The sequence below is a fragment of the Pseudomonas paraversuta genome, from assembly GCF_904067025.1.
In the GTDB taxonomy this organism is placed as follows: domain Bacteria; phylum Pseudomonadota; class Gammaproteobacteria; order Pseudomonadales; family Pseudomonadaceae; genus Aquipseudomonas; species Aquipseudomonas paraversuta.
In genome coordinates, this window is record NZ_CAJFDA010000001.1 from 1,337,285 (window position 1) to 1,361,220 (window position 23,936).

The window sequence follows — 23,936 nt, forward strand, 5'->3', positions numbered from 1 at the left end:
CGTTCTGGTTTTTGCAGACTGTATATTCCCGGTCAGGCCTGGCCATTCACCTTGCGCGTAGCCATATGCTGCAAATAGCGGATCAACATGTCCAGCTCACTGTCGGGTAACACACTGGCCGAAAATCCGTGCATGCGTGCCTGTGGCCAGTGCCGCAGGCTTTGCGGATCGCGGATGTAGCGCTTGAGAAAGTCTGCTGCGAAGTACTCGGTGGGGTTGTACGGAATGTTCAGGTCGGGGCCGAATTGGGCATCGCCCGCGCCATTTAGACGATGGCACGCCAGGCAGTTTTTTTGAAACAGTGCAAACCCCTGATTGATCGGAGAGTCCGTGGGCAGTGCCGGGTCTGGCAGCAGGGCCGCAAAGCGTTCGGCAACCGGCGGTTGGCGTTTGAAACTGGCCACTTGAAAAGGCCATTGTTCGGGGCTGATATGGCTGGCCTGAGGGTCGGTCCATACCAGATAGAACGGTCCCGCACTCGGTTTGTCCTTACCCAGCGGTGGCCAGGGCTGAGCCGGATCTTCAATTGCCAGCCAGGCTCTGGCGCCGCTGCGGCTTAGCAGCGGTCCGGCGGCCAGCTCCGCAGCAAACCCGTCCAGAGCGATCGCTTGCAGGTGGTCATCAGGCTTGATGCCTTGGAGCAGGGTGGCCAGGGGAATAGCGCGGTAGGTCATGTTGCGTCTGTATGCAACATCATCAGTGATATGCAGGGTTTGCGTCGCCGGATGCTGCAACAGCTCGGCGGTTTGCCAGCTGCGGCTGGTGTTGCCCAGGTCGAGTGTGAGTTGGGCAGCGCCAGCCGGCAGGCTGAGTAAGTAAACCAGGAAGAGAGTCAGTAATTTCAATGGGGATGCTGTTCTGTGGTGATCGATGGCCTGGGTGCCACTGGCCCGAACTGAAGGCGATACCTTAGCCGATTACCCTGGTGAGATTGGGTAAAATCAAGAGTAAGGTCGTGGCAAAGAGAATAAGTCCGGCCTGACGTACTTTCGTATATTTAAACATGGCGGTCTGCCTTTTTTTGTTATTCCTGAGCGGCAATGTTGAAAGACCACGGCGCAAGTGCTGAACAAGGCGCCGTATCCCTCGACTGAGTTAACCTTAGAGTCCACATAACATATGGCTTAGAACCCTTTCACATCATCCAAGTGCATTAGGTTTCTAAAACGCTATTAGGCTTGCCGTACCCTCTCTGTCAGCCCATGGCTAGACGCAATGGCCCCTTGAGGCCCACTAATTATTAGTGCCCTACCGTTCGTCAGGGAGGTTGTCGGTGGCCCTATCGCTGCGCAGATTCGGCTCCGGTTTGCAGGGCGGCAGCTTTCCGGTAGTTAGCCCGCGTTCAGGGCTTGCCTTGAAATACCCTTTCAAGGCAGGCTCTATCGAGTTGCCATCACCTCTATTGCCTTTATCGTGCCAGGTACTTTTATGTCGCTACGCATCTGCATTCTGGAAACCGACATTCTGCGTCCAGAGTTTGTTGATCAATATCAAGGCTATGGGCAGATGTTCAAACACCTGTTCTCGCAACAGCCCATTGCTGCGCAATTCAGTATTTTTAACGTGATGAATGGCCAATATCCGTCTGACGATCAAAGCTTTGATGCCTATCTGGTTACCGGCAGCAAGGCGGATTCATTCGGCACCGATCCCTGGATCCAGACACTGAAAAGCTATTTGCTGAGCCGTTATGAGCGTGGCGATAAATTGCTCGGCGTCTGTTTCGGTCACCAACTGCTGGCGTTGCTGCTGGGCGGCAAGAGCGAGCGGGCCACCCAGGGCTGGGGAGTTGGCACCCATCAGTACAAGCTGGCGGCCAAAGCACCGTGGATGAGCCCGGTTGTCGAAGACCTCACATTGCTGATCAGCCATCAGGATCAGGTCACGGCCTTGCCGGAGAACGCCACGGTAATCGCCTCCAGCGATTTTTGCCCGTTTGCCGCCTATCACATCAACGATCAGGTGTTGTGCTTCCAGGGGCATCCCGAGTTCATACATGACTACTCGCGGGCATTGCTCAACTTGCGCCAGGAGAGCCTGGGCGAGCAGATCTACAGCAGCGGAATCAGCAGCCTGGAACAAGAGCATCATGGCCGAACGGTTGCCGAGTGGATGATGCGATTTGTTTCGCACAACTCTCAGGCCCAGGTGTAAACACTTGCAGGGGCGAGCCTCTCTCGCTCCTGCAGTTCAGCTCGTCTTACAGCCAGCCAGAACGCTTGAAGCTCGTCCACAGCCCTGCAACGCCCAGGGTGATAAACCCCAACACGCCGAAATAACCGTAGTGCCAGCTCAGCTCCGGCATGTTCTGGAAGTTCATCCCGTAGATACCTGCCACTGCTGTCGGGAAGGCCAGAATGGCTGCCCAGGCGGCAAATTTGCGCTGCACGATACTTTGCCGTGAAGACTCCAGCAGTACGACAATTTCAATGGTTTGTGTGGCGATGTCGTGCAGGGTGGTCAGGTCTTCCATTTGCCGGGTAACGTGGATCTGCACATCGCGAAAGTACGGACGCATGTTCTTGTCGATAAACGGAAAGGTCAGGCGCTGTAACTCTTCACTGATTTCGACCATGGGCGCCACATAGCGGCGTAAGCGCAGAACATCGCGGCGCAGTGCATGCAAATGCAGGATATCGGCTTCGTTGAGTGCATTGCCCAGGATGTTGCGTTCGAGCTGATCGATTTCAGCGTGAATGGCTTCACTGACGGGCTGATAGCTTTCAGTAACGAAATCGAGCAGGGCATACAACACAAAATCTTCGCCATGATCCAGCAGCAGCGGGCGGGCCTCACAGCGCTGGCGTACCGCCCGATAAGACGCGGAGTGACCATTGCGGCAGGTAATGATGTAGCCATTGCCGGCAAAGATATGGGTTTCGACGAAGTCCAGTTTGCCTTCATGGCGAATCGGCGAGTAGATGACGATGAACAGCGCATCGCCAAAGGTCTCTAGCTTGGGCCGACTGTGTTGTTCCAGGGCGTCTTCAATGGCCAGTTCATGCAGATGAAACTGGCGCTGCAAGTTACTCAGCTCTTGCGCGTCCGGTTGCTCAAGGCCGATCCAGACGAAGTGACCGGGCTTTTCAGCCCAGCCGCTGCCTTCGTCCAGAGTGATGTCGGTGACTTTTTTGCCTGCGCTGTAAACCGCGGCAGCAACAACTCTCCCCATAGTTCTTATCGCTTCTTCTTCAAAGGGTTATGGCACGAAGATGCAGCTTAGCGTGCAATGCCCTGCTTTGAGGCCTGAAACGTTCAGAGGTTCGGGTTGGATGCCGGTGTTTTACCCCCGGCCATGGGTGGCAGGCGGTGGTTTTGCTGTGCCAGCAGTTCACGGTCCATCGCTTCAATGCACTCGCGCATTTGTTCGCGGCACTGTTCCATCAGGGCCGGCATGTCTTCCAGGGTCAGCCCGGCAGTTGGAATCGGGGGCAATGAACGGATCTCAATATCGGCACTGTGCCAGCGATTGAGCTTCAAGTGCTGGCTATAAGTGCTGACGCACACCGGCACAATTGGCACGCCGGCACTGATCGCCATCTGGAACGCGCCTTTTTTGAAGGGCAGCAGGGCTTTGCCGAAGTTGCGCGTACCCTCTGCAAAGACCCAGATCGAAGTGTCTTTTTCTTGCAGGGTGCGGGTGGTGGTGAGCATGGACTGACGGGCTTTTTGTGCATTGCCCCGATCAATCAATACATTGCCCGCCAGCCAGAACAACTGGCCGAACAGAGGCACCCATTTCAGATTTTTTTTACCGATGCACACAGTACGCTTCGGCACCACATTGCCGAACACGAACAAGTCATAGTTGGACTGGTGGTTGGCCACTATCACGCAGCTCTGGGGTTTGTCCATCAATGGGCCAACCTCGGCCTTGAGCCTGTAGCCCAGGATCCATTTCGAAGGCCACGCATAAAGACGCGCGCACAACCGACTGTTGTCCGGGTTGAACGGGCGACAGATTCCGAGCAATACACCGAGCACGCCAGCGATCATAAAATGCAGGCTCATCAACAACATACGTATCGAAAGTAGCATTTACAGGCTCGCTAAAACAAAATTTGGCGCAGTGTACGGATGTGCACTGTATTCGGCAATTACCCCGATACACCTGGGAGATTGCTGATGTTTAAGTATTTGTTTCAGCGAGAGGGCTCAGGCGCGGGCCAGAGGTGTTGACGGGTTTTAGCGGGGGAGCCATCCCGACTGCTGGCTGCAATCGGGACCGGATTACCGGGGCAGGGTCAGAGGGGGTGAAGCTGATCTTCTTCGATCGCCTTGTCCAGAGTCTCCAGCAGTTCTTTGCGCACTTTGAGCTTGGTGTTCTTGTGCGCCTTCATGTTGATCTTCTTCAGCTGGCGCGCCATTTCCAGGGCGGCGGTCCTCAGTTCTTCGGGCTTGACTACCTGATCGAGGAAGCCTGCGTCTACCGCACTGTGGGGATTGAACATCTCACCGTTGATCACCGAACGATGGAATGCCGATTTGCGCAACCGGTCGCGTGCCAGTTCAATGCCGGCGTGATGCATGGTCATGCCGATTTGCACTTCATTCAGGCCAATGCTGAACGGGCCTTCGACGCCGATCCGGTAATCAACCGACAACAACACAAATGCGCCTTTGGCCACCGCATGGCCCGGGCAGGCAGCAATGACCGGGAAGGGATGCGCCAGTAAGCGGCGAGCCAGGGTCGAGCCCTGTCTAACCAGCTCAATCGCCTGCTCGGGGCTGGCGGTCATGACCTTCAAGTCATAGCCGGCCGACAGAATGCCCGGCTGCCCGGTAATAATCACCACTGCGCGATCCAGCTCGGCCTGATCCAGTGCCGCATTGAACGCAGTGATCACGTCCGGGGAAATAGCATTCACCTTGCCATTGCTCAAGGTCAGGGTGGCGATACCGTCTTCCAGGTGATACGAGATCAAGTCACTCATGGCGCAATTCCTTGTATAGAAGTTGGCAGACGTTACCCAGCCCCAAGGCGCAGGTAAAGCCTTGTGACTGACTGGTGAGTCAGGCAAATGGTGTGCGCCTTCTATATAGAGGGCGGCGCGCCTGTCGAACAGCCGTGGCCTGGCAAAGCTCCGGGGCCGGAATTTGCCAGATGCAGCCGGTCTGCCCGGACCTGAAAAACAGCGAATCCCGTAAGCGCATGAAAATTCTGAAAAAAACATTTGTCATATCGAAAGCTTTCGACTACATTAGCGCGCCTCGACAGACAGAACTTGTTTGAAGAGATACGGTGAAGTGTCCGAGTGGCTTAAGGAGCACGCCTGGAAAGTGTGTATACAAGAAATTGTATCGAGAGTTCGAATCTCTCCTTCACCGCCACATTAAGTAAACACAAACCCCTGATTTTCCTAGAGAAAGTCGGGGGTTTGTGGTTTCTGGCGTGTGCAAAAAGGCGATATGGAAACGAGATGGAAAGGGTAGGGGATTTTCTGTTTTTTGCGGCTGCGTGAGCATCGTCACCGGCAAGGGGGTCTACAAAGCCCGGGATATGGCCCGGGCCGAGGTCTAGGGTAGACGGGTAGTCCAGAAAACTTGACGCCGTGTCCGGAGTTAGTTGGCCACTACACAGCAACCTCTGCGCGTTACCTGAATCTCTTGATATCGAGCCGGCTTTTCTTTACGCAGTTCCTCCAGCATTGGCAGGGCTGCAGTGGGGTCATTCAGCGGCAAGTCTCGCAGAGAGTCGATCTCACAATCCCACCACTTGCTATTCAGCAATTGCGAAATCATTTCTGGTGTATGCCTGTATTTGACTACTTTCGCAGGTAAACCTGCGACTACTGCATAGGGCGGGACATCATGAGCAACCACTGACCGGGTGGCAATTATCGCTCCGGTGCCAACTGTTACGCCTTCCATGATCATCGCACTGTGACCAATCCAGACATCATGGCCAATGGTCACGTCGGATATTTCAGGATCGTAGGTCAATCCTGTGTTGGTGTACTGGAATGGATGAGAGCTGAGCCAGGTGGAAGGATGCCCGCCCTTTTCTTGCCCGATGACACACCCCGTTCCGATAGAGCAGAACCGGCCTATTGAGGAAACCGCGGTAAGGACACAATCACTTCGGATATAGGTGTGGGCGCCGATCTTCAGGTTTTTAGGCTCAATGATCATATGCCCCAGAGATACGCCTTCCTCCAGACGCAAGGTGCTTCTTTTGTGCAGTGAATGCAGGCCGCCAGAAACTTTGCATTTGTGCTTGCGAATCCAGTTCTTCCAATATCGGTTTCTGATGTAATTAATAATTATTTTCATGGCAGTGATCGCTGGCTTCTAATGCAGGACGTGTCTCACTGTGCATTTGTTTCAATGTGTTACGCAATGGAGGTAGTGATTTTTTGTCCCCGTCACGGGGCATTCAACCTCTAGGTCGGTGAAGGTATCGAATATCTGGGCAGTGTCATTGATGGGGGTCAAAAGGGGCGTAGTTGATCCTGCGCGATGCCAGTAGTGCCCGTCGGTCAGAAAAAAAGCCTTTATCTAAACCTTTGTGGTCATGGGCCTTCAGATTCAGTGCAGGGAATAAACCTGCCTTTTTCTGGAGGACGTTATGAAACACCTGATTGGCCCTAAACGCTTCGTCGCAGGCTGTGCCCTTGCATGTGCCCTGGTGGTGGCGGGTACCGCTGTAGCAGCCAGTCCGGCCAACTTCGTGGATGAGGCATCTGCGGCCGGGATAGCCGAGATTGAAACCAGCCGTATGGCGATTGGCAAAACGTCTTCAACGGATATAGAGAGCTACGCCGTGGAGATGATCAAGGACCATACGGATGCCAACCGGGACTTGAAAGAACTCGCGCAAAAGCACGATCTGCAAGTCTCGACCGACGAGCAAATCCTGGGTAAGGCCAAGAAGCTGATGCTGCAAATACAGGAAGGCGACTCATTTGATGCCGCCTATGCCGCCAATCAGGTCAAGGCCCATGAAGAGGCCATTGAGTTGTTCGAGCAGCAGATCAAGAACCCTGACTCTCCCGAATTGAAGGCTTTCGCCGAAAAATACCTGCCCAAACTCGAGATGCACCTGGTGATGGCCAAGAAGCTGGTGGACGCCCATCACAAATCTTGAGCCGCACTCCCTGAATCTTGCAAAACCCTGTGGGAGTCTGGCTTTGCAGCGATGCGGGCAACAGGTTTTGCCTGAGCCCGCGGGGTGAACCCGTCGCGGGAAAGCCAGCTCCTACAAGACCTGCTGCTGGCAATGGAGGTTCAGGGTTTTGGTGTGGTTGGCGGCGCAACCGGGTCACTGCCAATCGGGCCATTGCCATCAGTATTCATCCCGCCCTGACGTCCGGGGTCATCGCCCTGCACCCGTGGGTCAACTGATGGATGGTTAGGCACGTCGGCGTCGTTATGGATCTTGGAGTCGAGATTGATGGTGGGCTTGACGTCCTGGCCTGAGGGCGGCTCGGTCGGTTGTATCGGCACGGTCGGGCCAGTGGAGGAGTCGGCCAGGCTGGTGGCGGATACCACACAGAGTGCGGCGGCCAGCGACAGGATTTTGATCGATGAGCTAATCATGGTTGCGTCTCCAGACAGTTGGGAGTCGTACCTGATATTGGTGTGCTGGCGCGGGGGATTAGTGCGATGCAAGCGACGAGCGGTGACGGGGTGACCCTGCACCGCTGGCGAGGCTCTCAGACTGCGATGTCATTCAAGCCGCAGTATTCTTCCCAGCTCATCTCCAGGGCTTCGGCCACTTCTTGATGGACTTCAAGGCGCATGGCTTCGAGCTCCTGCGGCGAGCGGGCGATCAGTTGCAGTGCCAGCTCCCAGGCTTCAATACCCAGATCGTCGGCGGCGCTCTCGAATGCCCAGAGAATTTGTTGCTGTCGATCTTCAGCGCTGAGTTCTTTCATCTCCTCGAGCAGCTCGGGGTGCGCTTTGATGAAAGTGTCCAGGGCCAGTTCGTTACGGGATTCTTTAGGGATCATGCGGCGTCTCGAAGCAGTAAGACGGCCCGCGTGGGCGGACCGTTTTCAGGTGGGATACGCATCCTAGCGAGTTCGCCCGGTGATGAAAAGTGCCGCAACCACCCTTAGGCGACGGGCTGCAGCCTGCTTTCCTGCTGCAAGGCATAGCCCCATACCGCCAGTGCCAGAGTTGCCACCGCCGCGCCGACGATCACAATGCCGTTCCAGCCATAGACCGGATAGGTCTGCGCGCCTACCAGAGAGCCCAGTGCGCCACCAATGAAATAGCAGGTGATGTAGCCGGCGTTGAGGCGATTGCGGGCGGCCGGGCGGACTTTAAACACCGCATTCTGGTTGCTTACGTGCACCAGTTGCACGGCAAAATCGAGCACCAGTACACCAATCAGCAGTGCAAGCAATGAGTGGCCGGCAAACGCCATGGGCAACCAGCACGCCAGCAGGGCCAGCAAGCCGACGGTGGTGGCCAGTTGGCCTTTGCCGCGATCGGCCATGCGCCCGGCCCAGTTGGCGGCCACCGCCCCGACAGCGCCTGCCAGGCCGAACAGGCCAATGATCGCGTCCGAGTAGCTGTAGGGCGGCACGGCCAGCAAAAAGGCCAGCGGAGTCCAGAACAGGGCGAACAGCGAGAAGGTCAACAGCCCCAGGATCGAGCGCAGGCGCAGCACCGGTTCTTCGACAAACAGCTTGAACACCGACCCCAGCAGTTTCGGGTAGCTCAGGCCTGCGCTCTGGTGATGGTTGGGCAGCGCGCAAAACAGGGCGATGGCGCTGACTGTCATCAAGGCTGCAGCCACCAGATAAATGGTCCGCCAGTCACCCGCCGAAGACAGCGCCCCTGCTACGGTTCGGGCCAGCAATATCCCCAGCAGCAGGCCGCTCATCAAAGTACCCACTACCCGGCCCCGGCTCTGCGGGTCTGTCAGGCTGGCGGCCATTGGCACCAGCACCTGGGCGGAAACCGAAAACAGGCCGGTCATCGCCGTGCCGACCAGAAGCCAGGGCAGCGAAGGTGCGAATGCACTCAATAACAGGCCCAGGGCGCTGAGCACGGTCATGCTGACGATCAGGCGGCGTTGTTCGAACAGGTCGCCCAGCGGCACCAGCAACAACAGGCCGGCACCGTAGCTGAGTTGCGCGGTGATCACCACGGTGCCGGCGCTGCTCATGCTCAAGCCCAGTTGCTGGGCGATGGTGTGCAGCAAGGGCTGGGCGTAATAGTTACTGGCGACAGCCAGGCCGGTGGCGGTTGCCATCAACAGGATCAGGGCAGTGCTTAAAGGTTTGGTAGCAGCAGAAGAAGCGGACATTGACTGTCTCGTTGGCATGGGAAGACGATCAAGTATCGGGACTGCCTGTCATGGATGTCACTGAATATGTCCAGGATTTTGATTTTTAAACGACAAGGCACCTCAGTGAGGCAATGCTGTTCACTTCAAAAGCTGCTCTCTCAACTGCAGAAGCGAGCTTGCCTCGCGATGGTCTCGAAAGCGCCGTGTTTAACCGCTAAACACGCATTCCCGTTAACAATCATCGCGCGACAAGCTCGCTCCTGCACAGACAGGCGCCCCCTGAGGGGCTTGGTAGTTAGTTGCGACGGCCCAGCAGCAGGCCGACCACCAGCCCGAAGCCGGCCGAGATGGCCACGGTCTGCCACGGATGGCCGCCAATGTAATTTTCGGTGGCATCGACCACAGGTTTGGTGCGTTCACGCACGTTGCTCACCGAGTCGAGCGCCTGCTTGAGCTTGAGACCTACCTGGGCACGCAGGGTTTCGCCTTCCTCGCCGAGCAGGGACGCACTGTCCTTGAGCAGCTTTTCAGATTCGGTAATCAACAGTTGCAGCTCACTGAATGCCTGATCCTTGATTTGATCTTCAGCGGCTTGTACGGCGTTTTTTCGAGCCATTGCGGTACTCCTTGCAGGTGAAAAGAGAGATGAATAATGGAGTCAACCCAATGCTAAAAAGTTGCATCTGTTTTGGGGCCGATTGTGTGTCCGAGGTGAGAGCGTAGTCAAAAACCGGAGTAAGGCACTGCTTTGGAGGGTGTAAGATGTCGTCTAATTTACGCCGCAGGAAATTCCCATGAGCTTCAACCTCGCCAACAAACCCCTCGCTGAGCGTGCTGCGCTTGAAGATGAAAAGTCCCGTCTGTATGACCTTTGGCAGAGCAATCTGGGCAAGGCCAAAGGGGATGCGGCGCGTTTGTTCGGCGAGCGCGCCAAGCGCAAGGGCAAATGGGCTGAGTGGGTGCGTTCGGAGCTGGACGCGATGTCCCCGCCGGAATACGCCAACATGGTGCGCAGCGAAGTCAATCGCCTGATGGCCGCCAAGTAACGCCCGGCCGGGCTTTTGATCTTGATCTGCCGGCACCGCCACCCGGCCTCCCGTGACGGGCACCCGCGTCTCTGCGGATATCGAGTGGCAACAGTGCGGCGCTGCCTACTCGACCTCGCAGACAGTAAAGCCCTGGCTGACGCCGGCTATGTTGATGAGCACCTCATCCTCCGGCTGCTTGCCCAGCAACGCCGCGCCCAGCGGCGAGCGCGGGGTGATGACGGTAACGGTTTGCCCGTCCTGGACAAGCTTGAGCCCCGCGGCATCCGGAGCGAGAAATAGCCATTGCCCGCTGCCGTTCCCGGCCTCCAGATTGACCAGCGCCCCCACTTCAATCCCTTGTGCGGGATTGAATGGCGCGAGCACCATCGCCTGGCAGTTTTTCAACGCCTGGCGGATTTCTTCAACCCGGCGCGCCTGGCCTGTCGCCAGATAGGACGCTTCAAGCCCCAGGGTGTCGTACTTGTTCTCGGCGATATTTTCCGCGTGGGTGGCGGCTTCATAGGCGGTTTGCGCTGCCCGCTGGAGCACATCAAGATCGATTTCGAGCTTTTCCAGCATCAACAGGTACACAGCGTTCTTGTTCATAAGGGGCGGTTTTTCACGGGGGTCATGACGGCAATCGGCGATTGTCGCACGAGTACCCGGCAGATTAATCCGCCTTAAGCCTTCTGTACGCGTCGAATAATGCGGACAATCAGCCCTTTGAATGTTGGAGCCCGGAATGAAAGCCTCCTGGGATATTTTTTGCAGTGTGGTCGATAACTACGGCGACATTGGGGTGACCTGGCGTCTGGCCCGGCAATTGGTGGCCGAACATCAGCAGTCGGTGCGGCTGTGGGTCGATGATCTGTCGGCATTCGTGCCGCTGTGCCCCGAGGCCGACGCCACGGCGGCGCAACAGATGCAGCAGGGGGTCGAGGTGCTTCAGTGGCCCGCGCAATGGCAGTCGGTGGACGTCGCCGATGTGGTGCTGGAGGCCTTTGCCTGCAAGCTGCCTGAAGACTATTTGCAGGCCATGAAAGCGCGGAAAAAGCCGGCGTTGTGGATCAATCTGGAGTATTTGAGCGCGGAAGACTGGGTCAGCGGCTGTCACGGTTTACCCTCCCTGCGCCCGGATGGCTTGAAACGGATGTTCTTTTTCCCCGGGTTTGGTGAAGGTACCGGCGGTCTGTTGCGTGAGGCCGATTTGCTCGCCCGCCGGCGCGCCTTTGAGCAGGACCCCCAGGCCAGACGGGCATTTTTGCAAGGGCTGGGGGTGTTTCCTGAAAGTAGCGCGCGGCTGGTTTCTTTGTTCGCCTATGAAAATGCCGGGCTGGCCAGTTGGCTGGACGCCATGGCCGCGGGCAGTGTGCCGACCCACCTGCTGGTGCCCCAGGGGCGAATCATGGGGGATTTGCTGCGCTGGCTCGAGGTCAATGAGCTGGCACCGGGCAGGGTCGAGCAGCGGGGAGCACTGAAAGTCCAGAGCTTGCCGTTCGTACGCCAGCAGGATTACGACCACCTGTTATGGAGTTGTGATTTCAATGCGGTGCGCGGTGAAGACTCGTTCGTCCGCGCGCAATGGGCCGGGCGGCCGCTGCTTTGGCATATCTATGAACAGGAAGAAGACGCGCACTGGGTCAAGCTCAATGCCTTTCTGGACCTGTATGTAAAAGATCTTTCTGCGCCCGCCGCTCAAGCCTTTACCGGCTTGTGGCACGCCTGGAATGCCGGTTCAGACATGGCGCAAAGCTGGAATTTGCTGCTTGAACACTGGCCCGAGATCACTGCGCACGCTGAACGATGGTGTCTGCAACAGTCATTGCAAGCAGATCTTGCGCAAGCGCTAGTACTGTTTTATAGAAATTGGATATGATACGCGGCCTAGATTTTTGTAAATCTCATTCCAAATTCGGATACTCGCAATGAAAACTGGTAAAGAGCTTAAACCCGGTACAGTCATCAAGCTCGAAAACGACCCTTGGTTGGTTCAGAAAGCTGAATTCACCAAGTCCGGTCGTAACAGCGCAATCATGAAGACCAAGCTGAAAAACCTGCTGACCGGCTACAAGACTGAAATCGTATACAGCGCTGACGACAAGCTCGAAGACGTGATCCTGGATCGCAAAGAAGCGACCCTGTCCTTCATCAGCGGCGACACCTACACGTTCATGGACACCACTGACTACACCATGTACGAGCTGAACGCTGAAGACATCGAAGCCGTTCTGCCGTTCATCGAAGAAGGCATGACCGACGTTTGCGAAGCGATCTTCTTCGAAGAGCGTCTGGTTTCCGTAGAGCTGCCGACCACTATCGTGCGTCAGGTTGACTACACCGAAGGTTCCGCTCGCGGCGACACTTCGGGCAAGGTGATGAAGCCTGCCAAACTGAAAAACGGTACCGAACTGAGCGTTGCAGATTTCGTTGAAATCGGCGACTGGATCGAGATCGACACCCGTGACGGTGGCTCCTACAAGGGCCGCGCCAAGGTTTAAACCTGGCGTCAACCGTACGATGATAAAGCCCGGCCCCATGGCCGGGTTTTTTTTGGCCGGTCAAAAGCCCCGGTTTAGAGCTTTGCCGCGTGCAGGGGACTGGTTAGCATGGGCGCTTCTGAAGAGGGACCATAATGCTGACCGATTTTGCAATGTATACAGCCCTGGGTATTGCTCTGGGGGCGATGGGCGGGTTGTTCGGAATTGGCGGCGGCCTGATCGCAATTCCGGTTCTGGGCTTGTGGTTCGGCCTGGATCAGCAAATCGCGCAAGGCACCGCTTTGGTCATGTCGGTGCCCAATGTGTTTCTCGCGCTGTACCGTTATCACCAGCGCAATAAAATCGATCTGCGCCAGGCGTTGCCGTTGGTGTTGATGAGTTTTTGCTTCGCCTGGCTGGGCGCCATGCTCGCCGTTGGAGTGGATGCGCGGGTTATTCGCTGGGGGTTTATCGCCTTCTTGCTGGCAATTACCCTCTACAACCTGATCAAGCTGTATCGCTTGCCTGTAAAGCCGGTTGCCCGCTCAGGCCGTGGCTGGCCCTGGTTCGGAGTGCTGGGTGCGGTGGCGGGCACTACCGGGGGCTTGTTTGGGGTTGGCGGCGCAGTGGTGGCTGCGCCGGTTCTGACCAGCGTCTTTGGCACATCGCAAGTGGTGGCCCAGGGCTTGTCGCTGGCCTTGGCAGCGCCAAGTACCGCCGTTACGCTGTTGACCTACGCGGTGCATGACGAGGTCAACTGGATCATGGGTCTGCCGATGGCTGTGGGCGGGCTGTTGAGTATCAGCTGGGGAGTCAGGCTGGCTCACGCTCTGCCGGAACGCATGCTGCGCGGTTTGTACTGCGCCTTTTTGCTGCTGTGCGCGGGGCTGCTGGCGATTAAAGCTTAAAGCCTTCGACGATGTATTCGGCAAAGCACTCGATGATGGGCGAGGTCACGCTGTTGGGCTTGCGCAACAGCACAATGCTGGCAGAGGGCAATAGCGGCAGGTTTTCGGCCTCGCCAATAATCCGCAGATCGGGGGTCAGCAGGCTTTGCAACTGGGCGGTCACCGCCAGTCCGGTACTGACCACCGCGTTGATCGCTGCCAGGCTGGCGCTGGTATAGGCCACCCGGTATTCACGCTGCATGATATCCAGCGCATTGCAGGCCCAGGTCCGGCAGAAGCAGTCGGTATTGAACATTGCCAGTGGCAGCGGCGTTTGCTCGTGGGGCGAGAAGCCCTGGGCCACCATCCATACGAAGCGCTCCTGCCGCAGGATCTGGCCCACTTCGGTGCCGGGTTCGCGGGTGACGATAGTCAGGTCCAGATCATTGCGTTGCAGCAGTTGCACTGAGGGTTCGCAATGCACCTCGACGTTGATCAGCGGGTAATCCTGGGCAAAGCGCGACAGCACGCCGGGCAGAAAGCGCATGACGTAATCATCGGGTGAACCGATTTTGACCGTGCCCACCATATGCGGCTGACGCAGGGTATTGAACACCTCGCTGTGCAGTTTAAGGATTCGCCGTGCATAGCCGAGCAGTACATGGCCTTCGGGAGTGAGGCTGACATTGCGCCCGTCGCGCTGGAACAACGCGCATTTGAGCACGTCGTCTTCGAGCCGTTTCATCTGCATGCTGACCGCCGACTGCGTGCGATTGACCACTTCGGCGGCGCGAGTAAAACCGCCGTGATCGGCAATGGCGGCAAAGGTACGCAACAGGTCGGTATCGATACTGGGGAATTCGGCCATTGATCAATCTCACAGATGTATCGCATAAGAAACATTCGTTGGATTGATCTTAAGCCCGGGCAGAAACTTGAGCCATCCCTACGGAGGTCTCAAGTGATGAAAGGTCAAAAAGGTTTTGTCTGGATCGCCCGGCCAGTCAGTCAGAAGTCCTGGGCGCAAAAGGTGATGGCTGTGATTGCCCGCTGGTACCAGCTGTCGCGCCAAAGGGCGCATCTGCGGCGGATCAGTGATGCGACGCTTAAAGATCTGGGGCTGAGCCGGGCGGATATTGAATCCGAAAGTCATCGGGCTTTTTGGGATGACCCGTTCAACAAATAAGCTTGCCGGTAAAGGTGCAGAGCCCCTGCGGGAGCCGGCAAGCCGGCGCCCGCAGTTCGTGCACAAGTCAGGCGGTTCAGCGTTTGACCTGTTTCAGCGTTTCGGCAATCAGGAACGCCAGTTCCAGCGACTGGTCGGCGTTCATGCGCGGGTCGCAGTGGGTGTGGTAGCGGTCCGACAAACCGTCTTCGGTGATGGGCTTGGCCCCGCCAATGCACTCGGTGACGTTTTGCCCGGTCATCTCGATATGAATCCCGCCGGCATAGCTGCCTTCGGCTTCATGGACCTGGAAGAACTGCTTCACTTCGCCAAGAATCTGCGCAAAGTCGCGGGTCTTGTAGCCGCTGCTGGCCTTGATGGTGTTGGCGTGCATCGGGTCGCAACTCCACAGCACTTTCTTGCCTTCGCCTTCAACCGCACGGATCAGCTGCGGCAGGTGGTCGCCAACCTTGTTGGCGCCCATGCGCACGATCAGGTTGAGGCGGCCCGGGTCGTTGTCGGGGTTGAGGATGTCGATCAGGCGCAGCAGTTCTTCGGTATTCATGCTCGGGCCGACCTTGACCCCGATCGGGTTGTTGACCCCGCGCAGGAACTCGACGTGGGCACCGTCGAGCTGGCGCGTGCGGTCGCCGATCCACAGCATGTGCGCCGAGCAGTCGTAGTAATCGTTGGTCAGGCTGTCGCGCCGCACGAAGGCTTCTTCGTAGTTCAGCAACAGCGCTTCGTGGGCCGTAAAGAAGCTGGTTTCGCGCAGTTGCGGCGAGCTGTCCATGCCGCAGGCGCGCATAAAGGCCAGGGTTTCGTCGATGCGGTTGGCCAACTGGCTGTATTTTTCCGCCAGTGCCGAGTTGGCGATGAAGTCCAGGTTCCACTTGTGGACCTGATGCAGATCGGCAAACCCGCCCTGGGCAAAGGCGCGCAGCAGGTTCAGGGTGGCCGTGGACTGGTGGTAGGACTGCAGCAGGCGCTCCGGGTCGGGTACGCGGCTTTTTTCATCGAAGCCGATGCCGTTGACGATGTCGCCGCGATAGGCCGGCAGGGTCACGCCATTGATCGTTTCATCGTTGGCCGAGCGCGGTTTGGCGAATTGCCCTGCCATGCGCCCGACCTTGACCACCGGGCAGCCAGCAGCGAAGGTCATGACGATGGCCATCTGCAGCAGCACTTTGAAGGTGTCGCGAATCTTGGCCGCCGAAAACTCGGCAAAGCTTTCTGCGCAATCGCCACCCTGTAACAGGAACGCCCGACCTTCAGTGACCTCGGCAAACTGGCGGCGCAGTTCACGGGCTTCACCGGCAAACACCAGTGGCGGATAACTCGCCAGGCTTTGCTCCACGCGCAGCAGGTGAGCGGCGTCAGGGTAGCGGGGTTGTTGCTGGATCGGCAGGGCGCGCCAGCTGTCAGGGCTCCAGGGTTGGCTCATTGCAGACTCTAGTATTGGAAGGGGATGGCCCATGTTAGCAGCAATTAGTGCGTGACCTGTTGCGCCGCAATGGCCGACAATCGGCGCTTTCTGCTCGGCGCCGAGTGGTTGTTTTTTAGAGCGATGCCCGGGTTGTGCCGGGACGCGGCAAGGAGAGGAAATGTCTGAGGAGCGCGTTGAGCGTCTGCTCGCTGAAGTTCATGATGACTTCGGCATGATTCGGGTACTGGAGGTAGCCGACTACCGCTTCCTCGAGTTTGGCGATGCGATCGAGCAAAGCTGTGTTTTTACCGCTGACCCCAGCTGGCTGGAATACGACTACACCCGCGCCATGCTGATCGGCGCGTTGTGTCATGAGGCGCCTGAAAGCGCGCTGTTTCTGGGGCTTGGCGCCGGAACCCTGACCCAGGCCTGTCTCAAGTTTTTGCCCCTTGAAGATGTTGAAGCCATCGAGCTACGACCGGATGTACCGCGCCTGGCCATTGAATACCTGGGGCTGGACGATGACCCGCGGCTGTATATCCGCATCGGAGATGCCCTGGAGCTGCTGGACAGCGCGGAGCCTGCGGACCTGGTTTTCGTCGACCTCTACAACGATCTGGGGCCGGCTACCGGTCACCTGGCCTGGAAGTTTCTTGAAGACTGTCAGAAAAAACTGTCCGCCAATGGCTGGCTGGTGATCAATCAATGGGCGACCGATGACGGCAAGCCGCTGGGGGCCGCCTTGCTGCGCGGTTTGTATCACCGCCATTATTGGGAGCTGCCGGTGAAGGAGGGCAACGTCATCCTGCTGGTGCCGTCCGATCTGGATCAGACTCTGGATATCGACGCGCTCACCGCCCGGGCCCAGGCCCTGGCTCCGCGTCTGGGCTACTCGCTGGACTCGCTGATCAAGGCGATTCGCCCGGCCACCTGAGGTCCGGCGATGAAACGTTTTAGCGTTTGCCCCAGAAGGGGCAGGCGCCAGGGGATTTCACAAAGGCGAAAATATTGCCAAAGCCCGGTATGCAGAGGCATACAGACGAGTTGGTCTTAAAAAAACACTTCTTTTTTTTGATAAATCCGGTATAGTGCGCGCCGGCCTTTAGCCGGGCCACGTTTAGGTGTCGCATTTCCCGAAGCACGCTTCGGCTGCTCGTCCGTTTCGCGGACAACCCTGAACGCTCCATTCATTTAACGTTTTCGCAAATCCCCGCCGACAAAGCAGCCAGGGCGACTCTTGAGTCTTACACGGCATGCGCAGCTTTGGAGCATGGGTCTTTGCGGATGCACTTAGAGGCAGACCCATGACCCAGGAAACCGGCGGCTTCGCCGCTTTTAATCTTAATCCGAACATTCTTGCAGCTGTCATTGCGACTGGCTACGAAGAACCTTCGGCTATTCAGCAGCAATCGATCCCGATCATTATGGCCGGTCACGACATGATTGGTCAGGCGCAAACCGGTACGGGTAAAACCGCCGCGTTCGCCCTGCCGATCCTGCATCGCATCGATCCTGCTAAGCGCGAGCCGCAAGCCCTGATCCTGGCGCCAACCCGTGAGTTGGCGCTGCAAGTAGCAACCGCTTTCGAAACTTATGCCAAGCAAATGCCTGGCGTTACCGTTGTGGCCGTTTACGGCGGCGCCCCTATGGGTCCACAACTGAAAGCAATCCGTAATGGCGCACAGATTGTTGTCGCCACTCCGGGCCGTCTGTGCGACCACTTGCGTCGTGACGAAAAAGTATTGGCAACCGTGAACCATCTGGTTCTCGACGAAGCTGACGAAATGCTCAAGCTGGGCTTCATGGATGACCTTGAAGCGATCTTCAAGGCTTTGCCTGCTACCCGTCAGACCGTATTGTTCTCGGCTACCCTGCCGCAGTCGATCCGTGCCATTGCCGAACGCCATCTGCGCGATCCGCAACACGTAAAAATCCAGACCAAGACTCAGACCGTTACCGCGATCGAACAGGCTCACCTGTTGGTTCACGCTGACCAGAAGACCTCGGCTGTATTGAGCCTGCTGGAAGTCGAAGATTTCGACGCCCTGATCATGTTCGTACGTACCAAGCAAGCGACCCTGGATCTGGCAAGTGCCCTGGAAGCCAAAGGCTATAAAGCTGCTGCGCTGAACGGTGACATTGCTCAGAACCAACGTGAGCGCGTTATCGAATCCCTCAAGGATGGCCGTCTGGACATCGTTGTAGCGACCGACGTAGCGGCTCGTGGTCTTGATGTTCCACGTATCACTCACGTGTTCAACGTTGACATGCCTTACGATCCAGAGTCCTACGTTCACCGTATCGGCCGTACTGGCCGTGCAGGTCGCGAAGGTCGCGCGCTGTTGCTGGTAACTCCGCGTGAGCGCCGCATGCTGCAAGTGATCGAGCGTGTAACCGGTCAAAAGGTTGCTGAAGTCCGCCTGCCGGATGCTCAAGCTGTTCTCGATGCCCGCATCAAGAAGTTGACCAACAGCCTGACGCCACTGGTTGCTGACGCTGAATCGACCCACGGTGATCTGCTGGATCGCCTGATTGCCGATATCGGTTGCAGCCCGCGTGCTCTGGCCGCTGCCCTGTTGCGCAAAGCTACCAACGGTCAGGCTCTGACTTTGGCTGCGATCGAGCGTGACCGTCCACTGGTGCCGAACAGCGCACCGCGTGAGCGTTCGTCCGAGCGTACTGGCGACCGTCCGGATCGTGGTGATCGTGAGCGTCGTGCTCCGGTTCCATTGGCCGAAGGTCGTGCCCGTTGCCGTACTGCGCTGGGTGCGCGTGACGGTATCGCTGCCAAGAACCTGCTGGGCGCTATCCTCAACGAGGGTGGTCTGGCACGTGAAGCAATCGGTCGCATCCAGGTGCGTGACAGCTTCAGCCTGGTAGAACTGCCGGAAGTTGGTCTGGAAAGCTTGCTGGCCAAGCTCAAAGACACCCGCGTTGCCGGCAAGCAGCTCAAGCTGCGTCGCTACCGCGAAGATTAATCACTGCCTGGCTGTGATTGATCGCTAAAAAAATCCCCGACTGGTTCGGGGATTTTTTTTGCCTGCAAATTGAGGCGCGGGCGACATAAAACTCTATGGGCGGGTATGCGTGGCCTCACCCGAACCGGTAAATATCCATCCCCAGTGCGCCCAGCGTCCAGCCCTGGTGGGCAATGCTGAAAGAGCCGCCTGCGCCGCGGGCGAAGTACAGCGGCAGAAGATGTTCGTCACTGGGATGATTTTTGGCGGCAAAAGGCGCCAGTTGCCGGTACTGGTGCAGGGCCGGTTGGTCATCGGCGGCAAGTTTTTCGATCATCCAGTCGCGAAAGGATTTGGCCCAGGGCTTTATGCTTTCCGGGCCCGCGTGCCAGTCCAGTTCGCGCAGGTTGTGGGTGATGCTGCCAGAGCCAATGATCAGGATGCCTTCGCTGCGCAAGGTTGCCAGTGCGCGGCCGATTTCAGTCAGGCCCCCAGGCCCGGGCTGACCGGGCAATGAAACCTGAACCACGGGAATATCGGCCTGCGGGTACATCAACGACAGCGGCACCCAGGCGCCATGGTCAAAGGGCCGCTGGGCGTCCAGCCGGGCAGGCAGGCCGTGCCCGGCGAGCAGTTCAACAATGCGTGCGGCCAGGGCGGGGTCGCCGGGGGCCGGGTATTGCACGGCATACAGTTCAGGCGGGAAACCACCGAAGTCATGCCATGTTTCGGGCGCAGGGTGGCTGGCTACCCTCAGGTCGCTGGTTTCCCAGTGTGCAGACACCAGAACAATGGCTTTGGGGCGGGGGAGTCCGGCTGCCAGACGTTTGAGTGCCGGGCCACTGGCGCCAGGCTCGAGTGCCAGCATGGGAGAGCCGTGGGAGATAAACAGGCTGGGCAGCATGGCAGGGGTCCTCAGGGTTAAGATGAACCATCTTCAACCTGGTATTGATCTAAATCCAATATAAGTTTTAGTGCTTATTGATCGAATTTAAAGGTGAATCATGCAGCCCGAATTTTGGCACGACCGCTGGCAGCGTAATCAGATCGGTTTCCATCAGGAGCAAGTCAATTCCTACCTGCAGCGGCTGTGGCCCCGGCTTGAATTGCCCCGGGGCGCCCGGGTGCTGGTGCCTTTGTGCGGTAAAAGCCTGGATTTGAACTGGCTGGCGGCCAGTGGTTTCGAGGTTCTGGGTGTAGAGCTGTCGCAAACGGCCGTGGAGCAGTTTTTCAGCGAGCAGAGGGTCACGCCACAGATCAGGCAGCAAGGCGGCTTCAAGGTGTACGAGGCTGGCCCGGTGACTCTCTGGTGTGGCGACTTCTTTGCCTTGAGTGCGGCAGACGTGGCTGAGTGTGCGGGGTTGTATGACCGTGCGGCGATCATTGCCTTGCCGGCTGAAATGCGTGAGGCCTATGCCCGGCATCTGACGCAAATCCTGCCCCGGGGCTGCGAGGGACTGCTGATCAGCCTCGATTATCCCCAGGGAGAAATGCAGGGGCCGCCGTTCTCGGTGCCGGATGTCGAGATTCAGCAATTGCTGGTGCCTGCCTGGGACTTGCAGGTTATCGAGCAGTCCGATGTTCTGGAGCAGAACGGCAAGTTTCTCAAGGCCGGTGTTACCCGTCTGGTGGAGCGGGTCTACCGGCTACGCAAGAACGCTTGAATGGCGGGCACAAAAAAGGGCGACTCAAGTCGCCCTTTTTCGTATTGCCGTGCTGTCAGCCGCGACGACGCAGAGCATCGATACGTTCTTCCAGTGGCGGATGGCTCATGAACATCCGCGCCAGGCCTTGCTTGAGGCCGCCGTTAATGCCAAAAGCCGCCATGGTGTCAGGCATGTGTACCGGCAGTCCCTGCTCGGAGCGAAGGCGCTGCAGGGCACTGATCATGGCCGCCGTGCCTGCCAGTTGTGCACCGGCTTCGTCTGCCCGGAATTCACGCTTGCGCGAGAACCACATGACGATGGCGCTGGCAAGGAAGCCCAGTACCAGTTCAGCGAAGATGGTCGCGACGTAGTAGGCAATGCCGCGACCTTCGTCGTTCTTGAATACCACTTTGTCGACAAAGTTACCGATGATACGGGCGAAGAACATGACGAAGGTGTTCACCACGCCCTGCACCAATGCCAGGGTCACCATGTCGCCATTGGCGACGTGGCCGATTTCGTGGGCCAGTACGGCTTTTACTTCATCGGGTGAAAAGCGTTCCAGCAAACCCTGGCTGACCGCGACCAGCGCGTCGTTTTTATTCCAGCCAGTGGCAAAGGCGTTGGCCTCGTATGCCGGGAAAATACCCACTTCAGGCATCTTGATCCCTGCTTCGCGGGACAGTTGCTCAACGGTTTGCATCAGCCATTGTTCATGGCGGGTACGAGGCTGGGTAATCACCTGGGTGCTGGTGCTCATCTTCGCCATCCATTTGGAGATGAAGAGCGAGAACAAGGACCCTGCAAAACCAAAGACCGCACAGAATACCAACAGCTGACTGAGGTTCAGATCAACCCCGTTGGCCGCCATGAACCCGTCAAAGCCGAACAGGCTCAAGGTAATGCTGGCAATCAGCACGACCGCCAGGTTAGTGGCCAAAAACAGCAGAATGCGCATCATGGTTTAAAGAATCTCCTCGACTTAAAGGTATTGCCGTATGCGGGTATATAAGGTGCTGCCACAGGCTATTCAACCGGGCGACTATTTCAAACTGTGTCCTACGGCTTGATTTTAGTAACAAACCAGTCATTTCCTGATCCGGAATGACTTTTTTCAAGCGCACAAATTCGATCAGAGCCCAGCAAACCTTGGGTGCAAGCATTTTTTTGAAGTGAAAAAGGCTGCGTAGAAGGGCAGCAGGGAAGAGTAGGTGAAGAAAGTTTTACTCGACACATGCTGTGCGATATTTCCTTGATCGCACAGCATGTGAAGGGGTTACTGACGGTAGGTCTTCAAGAAATTACCGATTCGACCAATAGCCATATCCAGTTCATCGACCCGCGGCAAGGTCACGACGCGGAAATGGTCCGGCCATGGCCAGTTGAATGCGGTGCCTTGAACCACCAGCAATTTTTCCGAGAGCAGCAGATCCAGGACGAATTTTTCGTCGTTCAGGATCGGGCATACTTTTGGATCGATGCGGGGGAATGCATACAGCGCGCCCATAGGTTTCACGCAGCTGACGCCGGGGATGTCATTGAGCAGTTCCCAGGTGCGGTTACGTTGCTCCAGCAAGCGGCCGTTGGGCAAGACCAGATCATTGATGCTCTGGTAGCCGCCCAGTGCGGTCTGGATCGCATGCTGGCTGGGCACGTTGGCGCACAGGCGCATGTTGGCCAGCATGTCGATGCCTTCGATGTAGCTTTGTGCATTGTGCTTGGGGCCGGAGATGGCGATCCAGCCTGAGCGGAAGCCCGCCACCCGGTACGACTTGGACAAGCCGTTGAAGGTCAGGCACAGCAGGTCCGGTGCCAGCGAAGCGGTACAAATGTGCACGGCATCGTCGTACAGGATCTTGTCGTAAATCTCATCCGAGAACACCACCAGGTTGTGCTGGCGGGCCAGTTCCAGCATGCCCAGCAGTACTTCCTTGGAATACACCGCGCCCGTCGGGTTGTTCGGGTTGATGATGACCATGGCTTTGGTGTTGGGGGTGATCTTGGCTTTGATGTCAGCCAGGTCAGGCCACCAGTTGGCTTGCTCGTCACACAGGTAATGCACCGGGTGACCGCCGGCAAGGGTTACGGCAGCGGTCCACAGCGGGTAGTCGGGGGCCGGCACCAGAACTTCGTCGCCGTTGTTGAGCAGCGCTTGCAGCGACATCACGATCAGCTCGGATACGCCGTTGCCCAGATAGACGTCTTCAATGCCGACGCCTTCTACCTGTTTCTGCTGGTAGTACTGCATTACCGCCTTGCGCGCGCTGAACAGGCCTTTGGAGTCGCTATAACCTTGCGCGGTCGGCAGATTGCGGATCACGTCCTGAAGGATTTCGTCCGGCGCTTCAAAACCAAAGGGCGCCGGGTTGCCGATATTCAGCTTGAGGATGCGATGGCCTTCCTCTTCCAGTCGTTTGGCGTGCTTGAGCACTGGGCCGCGAATGTCATAGCAGACGTTGGCGAGCTTGTTTGATTTGCTGACCTGCATGGCGATGTGATCCTGAAAATGAACGATCCAGGCCGTGTGAAATCCCGGCCCTGGCTAATCCTGCCTTGCAAACACCGCATTGCTTCAAGAATCCGTTTGAATGCAGATAGAGCGGGTGCCAGACTGGCGCATTACGAGGCGCAATCATACGTGCCACCCGACCCCTGGAAAAGCCACCGGGCAGGGTTTTTCAGCGACAGAGGCAGAACCATGGAAAAGTTGAACAAAACACTGGACGAATGGAAGGCCATGCTCGACCCCGAGCAATACAACGTGTGCCGTCTCAAAGGCACCGAACGGCCATTTTCGGGCAAATACAACGCCACCAAAACCGATGGCGTCTATCACTGTGTTTGCTGCAATCAGCCGCTGTTCGATTCCAGCGCCAAGTTCGATTCGGGTTGCGGCTGGCCAAGCTTTTATCAACCGATTGGCGACAGCGCGATGATCGAGATCCGTGATGCGAGTCACGGTATGGTGCGCACCGAAGTGGTCTGCTCCAAGTGCGAGGCCCACCTGGGGCATGTTTTTCCGGATGGCCCGCCGCCGACCGGACTGCGTTATTGCATCAACTCGGTATGCCTGGACCTGGTTCCTCGCGCCTGACCTTTGCTGGAGAGA

Annotated in this window: 26 protein-coding genes and 1 tRNA gene; 12 read left to right on the plus strand and 15 right to left on the minus strand. The window is 57.4% G+C overall.

What is annotated here, in order from left to right:
• Window positions 1-32: 32 nt before the first annotated feature.
• A complete protein-coding gene (locus JQ848_RS06405) occupies window positions 33-845 on the minus strand; it encodes a c-type cytochrome (RefSeq protein WP_161720038.1) in 813 nt (270 codons plus the stop codon).
• Window positions 846-1,428: 583 nt separating this feature from the next.
• On the opposite strand from JQ848_RS06405, the gene JQ848_RS06410 reads away from it, so the two are divergent.
• Entirely contained in the window at window positions 1,429-2,154 is a 726-nt protein-coding gene (locus tag JQ848_RS06410; protein WP_010656833.1) for an amidotransferase, read from the plus strand.
• A gap of 46 nt (window positions 2,155-2,200) precedes the next feature.
• Here JQ848_RS06410 and JQ848_RS06415 read toward each other — a convergent pair whose 3' ends face one another.
• The 3 genes from JQ848_RS06415 to JQ848_RS06425 all read right to left on the minus strand — a co-directional run bounded on the left by JQ848_RS06415 (window position 2,201) and on the right by JQ848_RS06425 (window position 4,934).
• A complete protein-coding gene (locus JQ848_RS06415; protein ID WP_003446522.1) occupies window positions 2,201-3,172 on the minus strand; it encodes a magnesium and cobalt transport protein CorA in 972 nt (323 codons plus the stop codon).
• Between the two features lie 83 nt (window positions 3,173-3,255).
• A complete protein-coding gene (locus JQ848_RS06420; RefSeq protein WP_003446523.1) occupies window positions 3,256-4,038 on the minus strand; it encodes a lysophospholipid acyltransferase family protein in 783 nt (260 codons plus the stop codon).
• A gap of 206 nt (window positions 4,039-4,244) precedes the next feature.
• A complete protein-coding gene (locus tag JQ848_RS06425; protein ID WP_127195772.1) occupies window positions 4,245-4,934 on the minus strand; it encodes a crotonase/enoyl-CoA hydratase family protein in 690 nt (229 codons plus the stop codon).
• Window positions 4,935-5,241: 307 nt separating this feature from the next.
• On the opposite strand from JQ848_RS06425, the gene JQ848_RS06430 reads away from it, so the two are divergent.
• Window positions 5,242-5,331: transfer RNA gene (locus JQ848_RS06430), tRNA-Ser, on the plus strand.
• A 231-nt stretch (window positions 5,332-5,562) separates the two neighbouring features.
• Here the strand turns inward: JQ848_RS06430 and JQ848_RS06435 are convergent.
• A complete protein-coding gene (locus tag JQ848_RS06435; RefSeq protein WP_158525117.1) occupies window positions 5,563-6,273 on the minus strand; it encodes a CatB-related O-acetyltransferase in 711 nt (236 codons plus the stop codon).
• 295 nt (window positions 6,274-6,568) lie between these two features.
• Here JQ848_RS06435 and JQ848_RS06440 point away from each other — a divergent pair, with 295 nt between their 5' ends.
• Window positions 6,569-7,087 (plus strand): DUF4142 domain-containing protein, encoded by a 519-nt coding sequence (locus JQ848_RS06440; RefSeq protein WP_003446544.1) that lies wholly within the window; start codon window positions 6,569-6,571, stop codon window positions 7,085-7,087.
• Between the two features lie 140 nt (window positions 7,088-7,227).
• Here JQ848_RS06440 and JQ848_RS06445 read toward each other — a convergent pair whose 3' ends face one another.
• The 4 genes from JQ848_RS06445 to JQ848_RS06460 all read right to left on the minus strand — a co-directional run bounded on the left by JQ848_RS06445 (window position 7,228) and on the right by JQ848_RS06460 (window position 9,857).
• Window positions 7,228-7,539, minus strand: coding sequence for a hypothetical protein (locus tag JQ848_RS06445; RefSeq protein ID WP_003446546.1), 312 nt, complete (start codon window positions 7,537-7,539; stop codon window positions 7,228-7,230).
• A gap of 116 nt (window positions 7,540-7,655) precedes the next feature.
• Window positions 7,656-7,952: a DUF6388 family protein gene (locus tag JQ848_RS06450; protein WP_003446549.1), complete on the minus strand. Its 297-nt coding sequence runs from the start codon at window positions 7,950-7,952 to the stop codon at window positions 7,656-7,658.
• A 104-nt stretch (window positions 7,953-8,056) separates the two neighbouring features.
• Window positions 8,057-9,259 (minus strand): MFS transporter, encoded by a 1,203-nt coding sequence (locus JQ848_RS06455; RefSeq protein ID WP_003446551.1) that lies wholly within the window; start codon window positions 9,257-9,259, stop codon window positions 8,057-8,059.
• Window positions 9,260-9,536: 277 nt separating this feature from the next.
• Window positions 9,537-9,857 (minus strand): ElaB/YgaM/YqjD family protein, encoded by a 321-nt coding sequence (locus JQ848_RS06460; RefSeq protein WP_003446552.1) that lies wholly within the window; start codon window positions 9,855-9,857, stop codon window positions 9,537-9,539.
• Window positions 9,858-10,035: 178 nt separating this feature from the next.
• Between JQ848_RS06460 and JQ848_RS06465 the strand changes: the two genes are divergently transcribed.
• A complete protein-coding gene (locus JQ848_RS06465; protein WP_003446553.1) occupies window positions 10,036-10,287 on the plus strand; it encodes a hypothetical protein in 252 nt (83 codons plus the stop codon).
• 105 nt (window positions 10,288-10,392) lie between these two features.
• Here the strand turns inward: JQ848_RS06465 and JQ848_RS06470 are convergent, their stop codons facing one another.
• On the minus strand, window positions 10,393-10,875 hold the full coding sequence (locus tag JQ848_RS06470) for a GreA/GreB family elongation factor (protein WP_003446554.1): 483 nt from the start codon (window positions 10,873-10,875) through the stop codon (window positions 10,393-10,395).
• 136 nt (window positions 10,876-11,011) lie between these two features.
• Here JQ848_RS06470 and earP point away from each other — a divergent pair, with 136 nt between their 5' ends.
• The 3 genes from earP to JQ848_RS06485 all read left to right on the plus strand — a co-directional run bounded on the left by earP (window position 11,012) and on the right by JQ848_RS06485 (window position 13,654).
• Window positions 11,012-12,145, plus strand: coding sequence for an elongation factor P maturation arginine rhamnosyltransferase EarP (earP, locus tag JQ848_RS06475; protein WP_160626984.1), 1,134 nt, complete (start codon window positions 11,012-11,014; stop codon window positions 12,143-12,145).
• Between the two features lie 49 nt (window positions 12,146-12,194).
• Window positions 12,195-12,767 carry an elongation factor P gene (locus JQ848_RS06480; protein WP_003446557.1) on the plus strand — a complete coding sequence of 191 codons (573 nt, stop codon included), beginning with the start codon at window positions 12,195-12,197 and terminating at the stop codon, window positions 12,765-12,767.
• A 134-nt stretch (window positions 12,768-12,901) separates the two neighbouring features.
• On the plus strand, window positions 12,902-13,654 hold the full coding sequence (locus JQ848_RS06485) for a sulfite exporter TauE/SafE family protein (protein WP_003446559.1): 753 nt from the start codon (window positions 12,902-12,904) through the stop codon (window positions 13,652-13,654).
• Here JQ848_RS06485 and JQ848_RS06490 read toward each other — a convergent pair.
• Entirely contained in the window at window positions 13,644-14,501 is an 858-nt protein-coding gene (locus JQ848_RS06490) for a LysR family transcriptional regulator (protein ID WP_003446564.1), read from the minus strand. The two genes, JQ848_RS06485 and JQ848_RS06490, sit on opposite strands and share 11 nt — an antisense overlap.
• 96 nt (window positions 14,502-14,597) lie before the next feature.
• Here JQ848_RS06490 and JQ848_RS06495 point away from each other — a divergent pair, with 96 nt between their 5' ends.
• Window positions 14,598-14,819 (plus strand): DUF1127 domain-containing protein, encoded by a 222-nt coding sequence (locus JQ848_RS06495; RefSeq protein WP_010656831.1) that lies wholly within the window; start codon window positions 14,598-14,600, stop codon window positions 14,817-14,819.
• Between the two features lie 76 nt (window positions 14,820-14,895).
• Here the strand turns inward: JQ848_RS06495 and JQ848_RS06500 are convergent, their stop codons facing one another.
• Window positions 14,896-16,242, minus strand: a complete 1,347-nt coding sequence (locus JQ848_RS06500) for a class II 3-deoxy-7-phosphoheptulonate synthase (protein WP_003446569.1) — start codon at window positions 16,240-16,242, stop codon at window positions 14,896-14,898.
• Between the two features lie 160 nt (window positions 16,243-16,402).
• On the opposite strand from JQ848_RS06500, the gene JQ848_RS06505 reads away from it, so the two are divergent.
• Together JQ848_RS06505 and JQ848_RS06510 are read left to right on the plus strand one after the other, a co-directional pair.
• A complete protein-coding gene (locus JQ848_RS06505) occupies window positions 16,403-17,158 on the plus strand; it encodes a spermidine synthase (protein ID WP_127195833.1) in 756 nt (251 codons plus the stop codon).
• A gap of 370 nt (window positions 17,159-17,528) precedes the next feature.
• Window positions 17,529-19,202: a DEAD/DEAH box helicase gene (locus JQ848_RS06510; RefSeq protein ID WP_003446572.1), complete on the plus strand. Its 1,674-nt coding sequence runs from the start codon at window positions 17,529-17,531 to the stop codon at window positions 19,200-19,202.
• A gap of 115 nt (window positions 19,203-19,317) precedes the next feature.
• Here the strand turns inward: JQ848_RS06510 and JQ848_RS06515 are convergent, their stop codons facing one another.
• Window positions 19,318-20,085: a DODA-type extradiol aromatic ring-opening family dioxygenase gene (locus tag JQ848_RS06515; RefSeq protein ID WP_010656830.1), complete on the minus strand. Its 768-nt coding sequence runs from the start codon at window positions 20,083-20,085 to the stop codon at window positions 19,318-19,320.
• Between the two features lie 100 nt (window positions 20,086-20,185).
• Between JQ848_RS06515 and JQ848_RS06520 the strand changes: the two genes are divergently transcribed.
• Window positions 20,186-20,845: a thiopurine S-methyltransferase gene (locus JQ848_RS06520; RefSeq protein ID WP_202210372.1), complete on the plus strand. Its 660-nt coding sequence runs from the start codon at window positions 20,186-20,188 to the stop codon at window positions 20,843-20,845.
• A gap of 55 nt (window positions 20,846-20,900) precedes the next feature.
• Here JQ848_RS06520 and htpX read toward each other — a convergent pair whose 3' ends face one another.
• Together htpX and JQ848_RS06530 are read right to left on the minus strand one after the other, a co-directional pair.
• Complete coding sequence (gene htpX, locus JQ848_RS06525) at window positions 20,901-21,788, minus strand: protease HtpX (RefSeq protein WP_003446575.1); 888 nt, start codon at window positions 21,786-21,788, stop codon at window positions 20,901-20,903.
• A 315-nt stretch (window positions 21,789-22,103) separates the two neighbouring features.
• Window positions 22,104-23,315 (minus strand): pyridoxal phosphate-dependent aminotransferase, encoded by a 1,212-nt coding sequence (locus JQ848_RS06530; protein WP_003446576.1) that lies wholly within the window; start codon window positions 23,313-23,315, stop codon window positions 22,104-22,106.
• Between the two features lie 210 nt (window positions 23,316-23,525).
• Between JQ848_RS06530 and msrB the strand changes: the two genes are divergently transcribed.
• Entirely contained in the window at window positions 23,526-23,921 is a 396-nt protein-coding gene (msrB, locus tag JQ848_RS06535) for a peptide-methionine (R)-S-oxide reductase MsrB (protein WP_003446577.1), read from the plus strand.
• Window positions 23,922-23,936 lie beyond the last annotated feature (15 nt).

What these genes read in the sequence shown, in the direction of transcription:
- htpX (WP_003446575.1), bottom strand. Translation starts at nt 21,788, where the DNA reads ATGATGCGCATTCTGCTGTTTTTGGCCACTAACCTGGCGGTCGTGCTG.
- JQ848_RS06480 (WP_003446557.1), top strand. Translation starts at nt 12,195, where the DNA reads ATGAAAACTGGTAAAGAGCTTAAACCCGGTACAGTCATCAAGCTCGAA.
- JQ848_RS06500 (WP_003446569.1), bottom strand. Translation starts at nt 16,242, where the DNA reads ATGAGCCAACCCTGGAGCCCTGACAGCTGGCGCGCCCTGCCGATCCAG.
- JQ848_RS06470 (WP_003446554.1), bottom strand. Translation starts at nt 10,875, where the DNA reads ATGAACAAGAACGCTGTGTACCTGTTGATGCTGGAAAAGCTCGAAATC.
- JQ848_RS06515 (WP_010656830.1), bottom strand. Translation starts at nt 20,085, where the DNA reads ATGCTGCCCAGCCTGTTTATCTCCCACGGCTCTCCCATGCTGGCACTC.
- JQ848_RS06415 (WP_003446522.1), bottom strand. Translation starts at nt 3,172, where the DNA reads ATGGGGAGAGTTGTTGCTGCCGCGGTTTACAGCGCAGGCAAAAAAGTC.
- JQ848_RS06530 (WP_003446576.1), bottom strand. Translation starts at nt 23,315, where the DNA reads ATGCAGGTCAGCAAATCAAACAAGCTCGCCAACGTCTGCTATGACATT.
- JQ848_RS06465 (WP_003446553.1), top strand. Translation starts at nt 10,036, where the DNA reads ATGAGCTTCAACCTCGCCAACAAACCCCTCGCTGAGCGTGCTGCGCTT.
- JQ848_RS06485 (WP_003446559.1), top strand. Translation starts at nt 12,902, where the DNA reads ATGCTGACCGATTTTGCAATGTATACAGCCCTGGGTATTGCTCTGGGG.
- JQ848_RS06410 (WP_010656833.1), top strand. Translation starts at nt 1,429, where the DNA reads ATGTCGCTACGCATCTGCATTCTGGAAACCGACATTCTGCGTCCAGAG.
- JQ848_RS06455 (WP_003446551.1), bottom strand. Translation starts at nt 9,259, where the DNA reads ATGTCCGCTTCTTCTGCTGCTACCAAACCTTTAAGCACTGCCCTGATC.
- msrB (WP_003446577.1), top strand. Translation starts at nt 23,526, where the DNA reads ATGGAAAAGTTGAACAAAACACTGGACGAATGGAAGGCCATGCTCGAC.
- JQ848_RS06520 (WP_202210372.1), top strand. Translation starts at nt 20,186, where the DNA reads ATGCAGCCCGAATTTTGGCACGACCGCTGGCAGCGTAATCAGATCGGT.
- JQ848_RS06445 (WP_003446546.1), bottom strand. Translation starts at nt 7,539, where the DNA reads ATGATTAGCTCATCGATCAAAATCCTGTCGCTGGCCGCCGCACTCTGT.
- earP (WP_160626984.1), top strand. Translation starts at nt 11,012, where the DNA reads ATGAAAGCCTCCTGGGATATTTTTTGCAGTGTGGTCGATAACTACGGC.
- JQ848_RS06440 (WP_003446544.1), top strand. Translation starts at nt 6,569, where the DNA reads ATGAAACACCTGATTGGCCCTAAACGCTTCGTCGCAGGCTGTGCCCTT.
- JQ848_RS06425 (WP_127195772.1), bottom strand. Translation starts at nt 4,934, where the DNA reads ATGAGTGACTTGATCTCGTATCACCTGGAAGACGGTATCGCCACCCTG.
- JQ848_RS06450 (WP_003446549.1), bottom strand. Translation starts at nt 7,952, where the DNA reads ATGATCCCTAAAGAATCCCGTAACGAACTGGCCCTGGACACTTTCATC.
- JQ848_RS06490 (WP_003446564.1), bottom strand. Translation starts at nt 14,501, where the DNA reads ATGGCCGAATTCCCCAGTATCGATACCGACCTGTTGCGTACCTTTGCC.
- JQ848_RS06505 (WP_127195833.1), top strand. Translation starts at nt 16,403, where the DNA reads ATGTCTGAGGAGCGCGTTGAGCGTCTGCTCGCTGAAGTTCATGATGAC.
- JQ848_RS06460 (WP_003446552.1), bottom strand. Translation starts at nt 9,857, where the DNA reads ATGGCTCGAAAAAACGCCGTACAAGCCGCTGAAGATCAAATCAAGGAT.
- JQ848_RS06495 (WP_010656831.1), top strand. Translation starts at nt 14,598, where the DNA reads ATGAAAGGTCAAAAAGGTTTTGTCTGGATCGCCCGGCCAGTCAGTCAG.
- JQ848_RS06510 (WP_003446572.1), top strand. Translation starts at nt 17,529, where the DNA reads ATGACCCAGGAAACCGGCGGCTTCGCCGCTTTTAATCTTAATCCGAAC.
- JQ848_RS06435 (WP_158525117.1), bottom strand. Translation starts at nt 6,273, where the DNA reads ATGAAAATAATTATTAATTACATCAGAAACCGATATTGGAAGAACTGG.
- JQ848_RS06420 (WP_003446523.1), bottom strand. Translation starts at nt 4,038, where the DNA reads ATGCTACTTTCGATACGTATGTTGTTGATGAGCCTGCATTTTATGATC.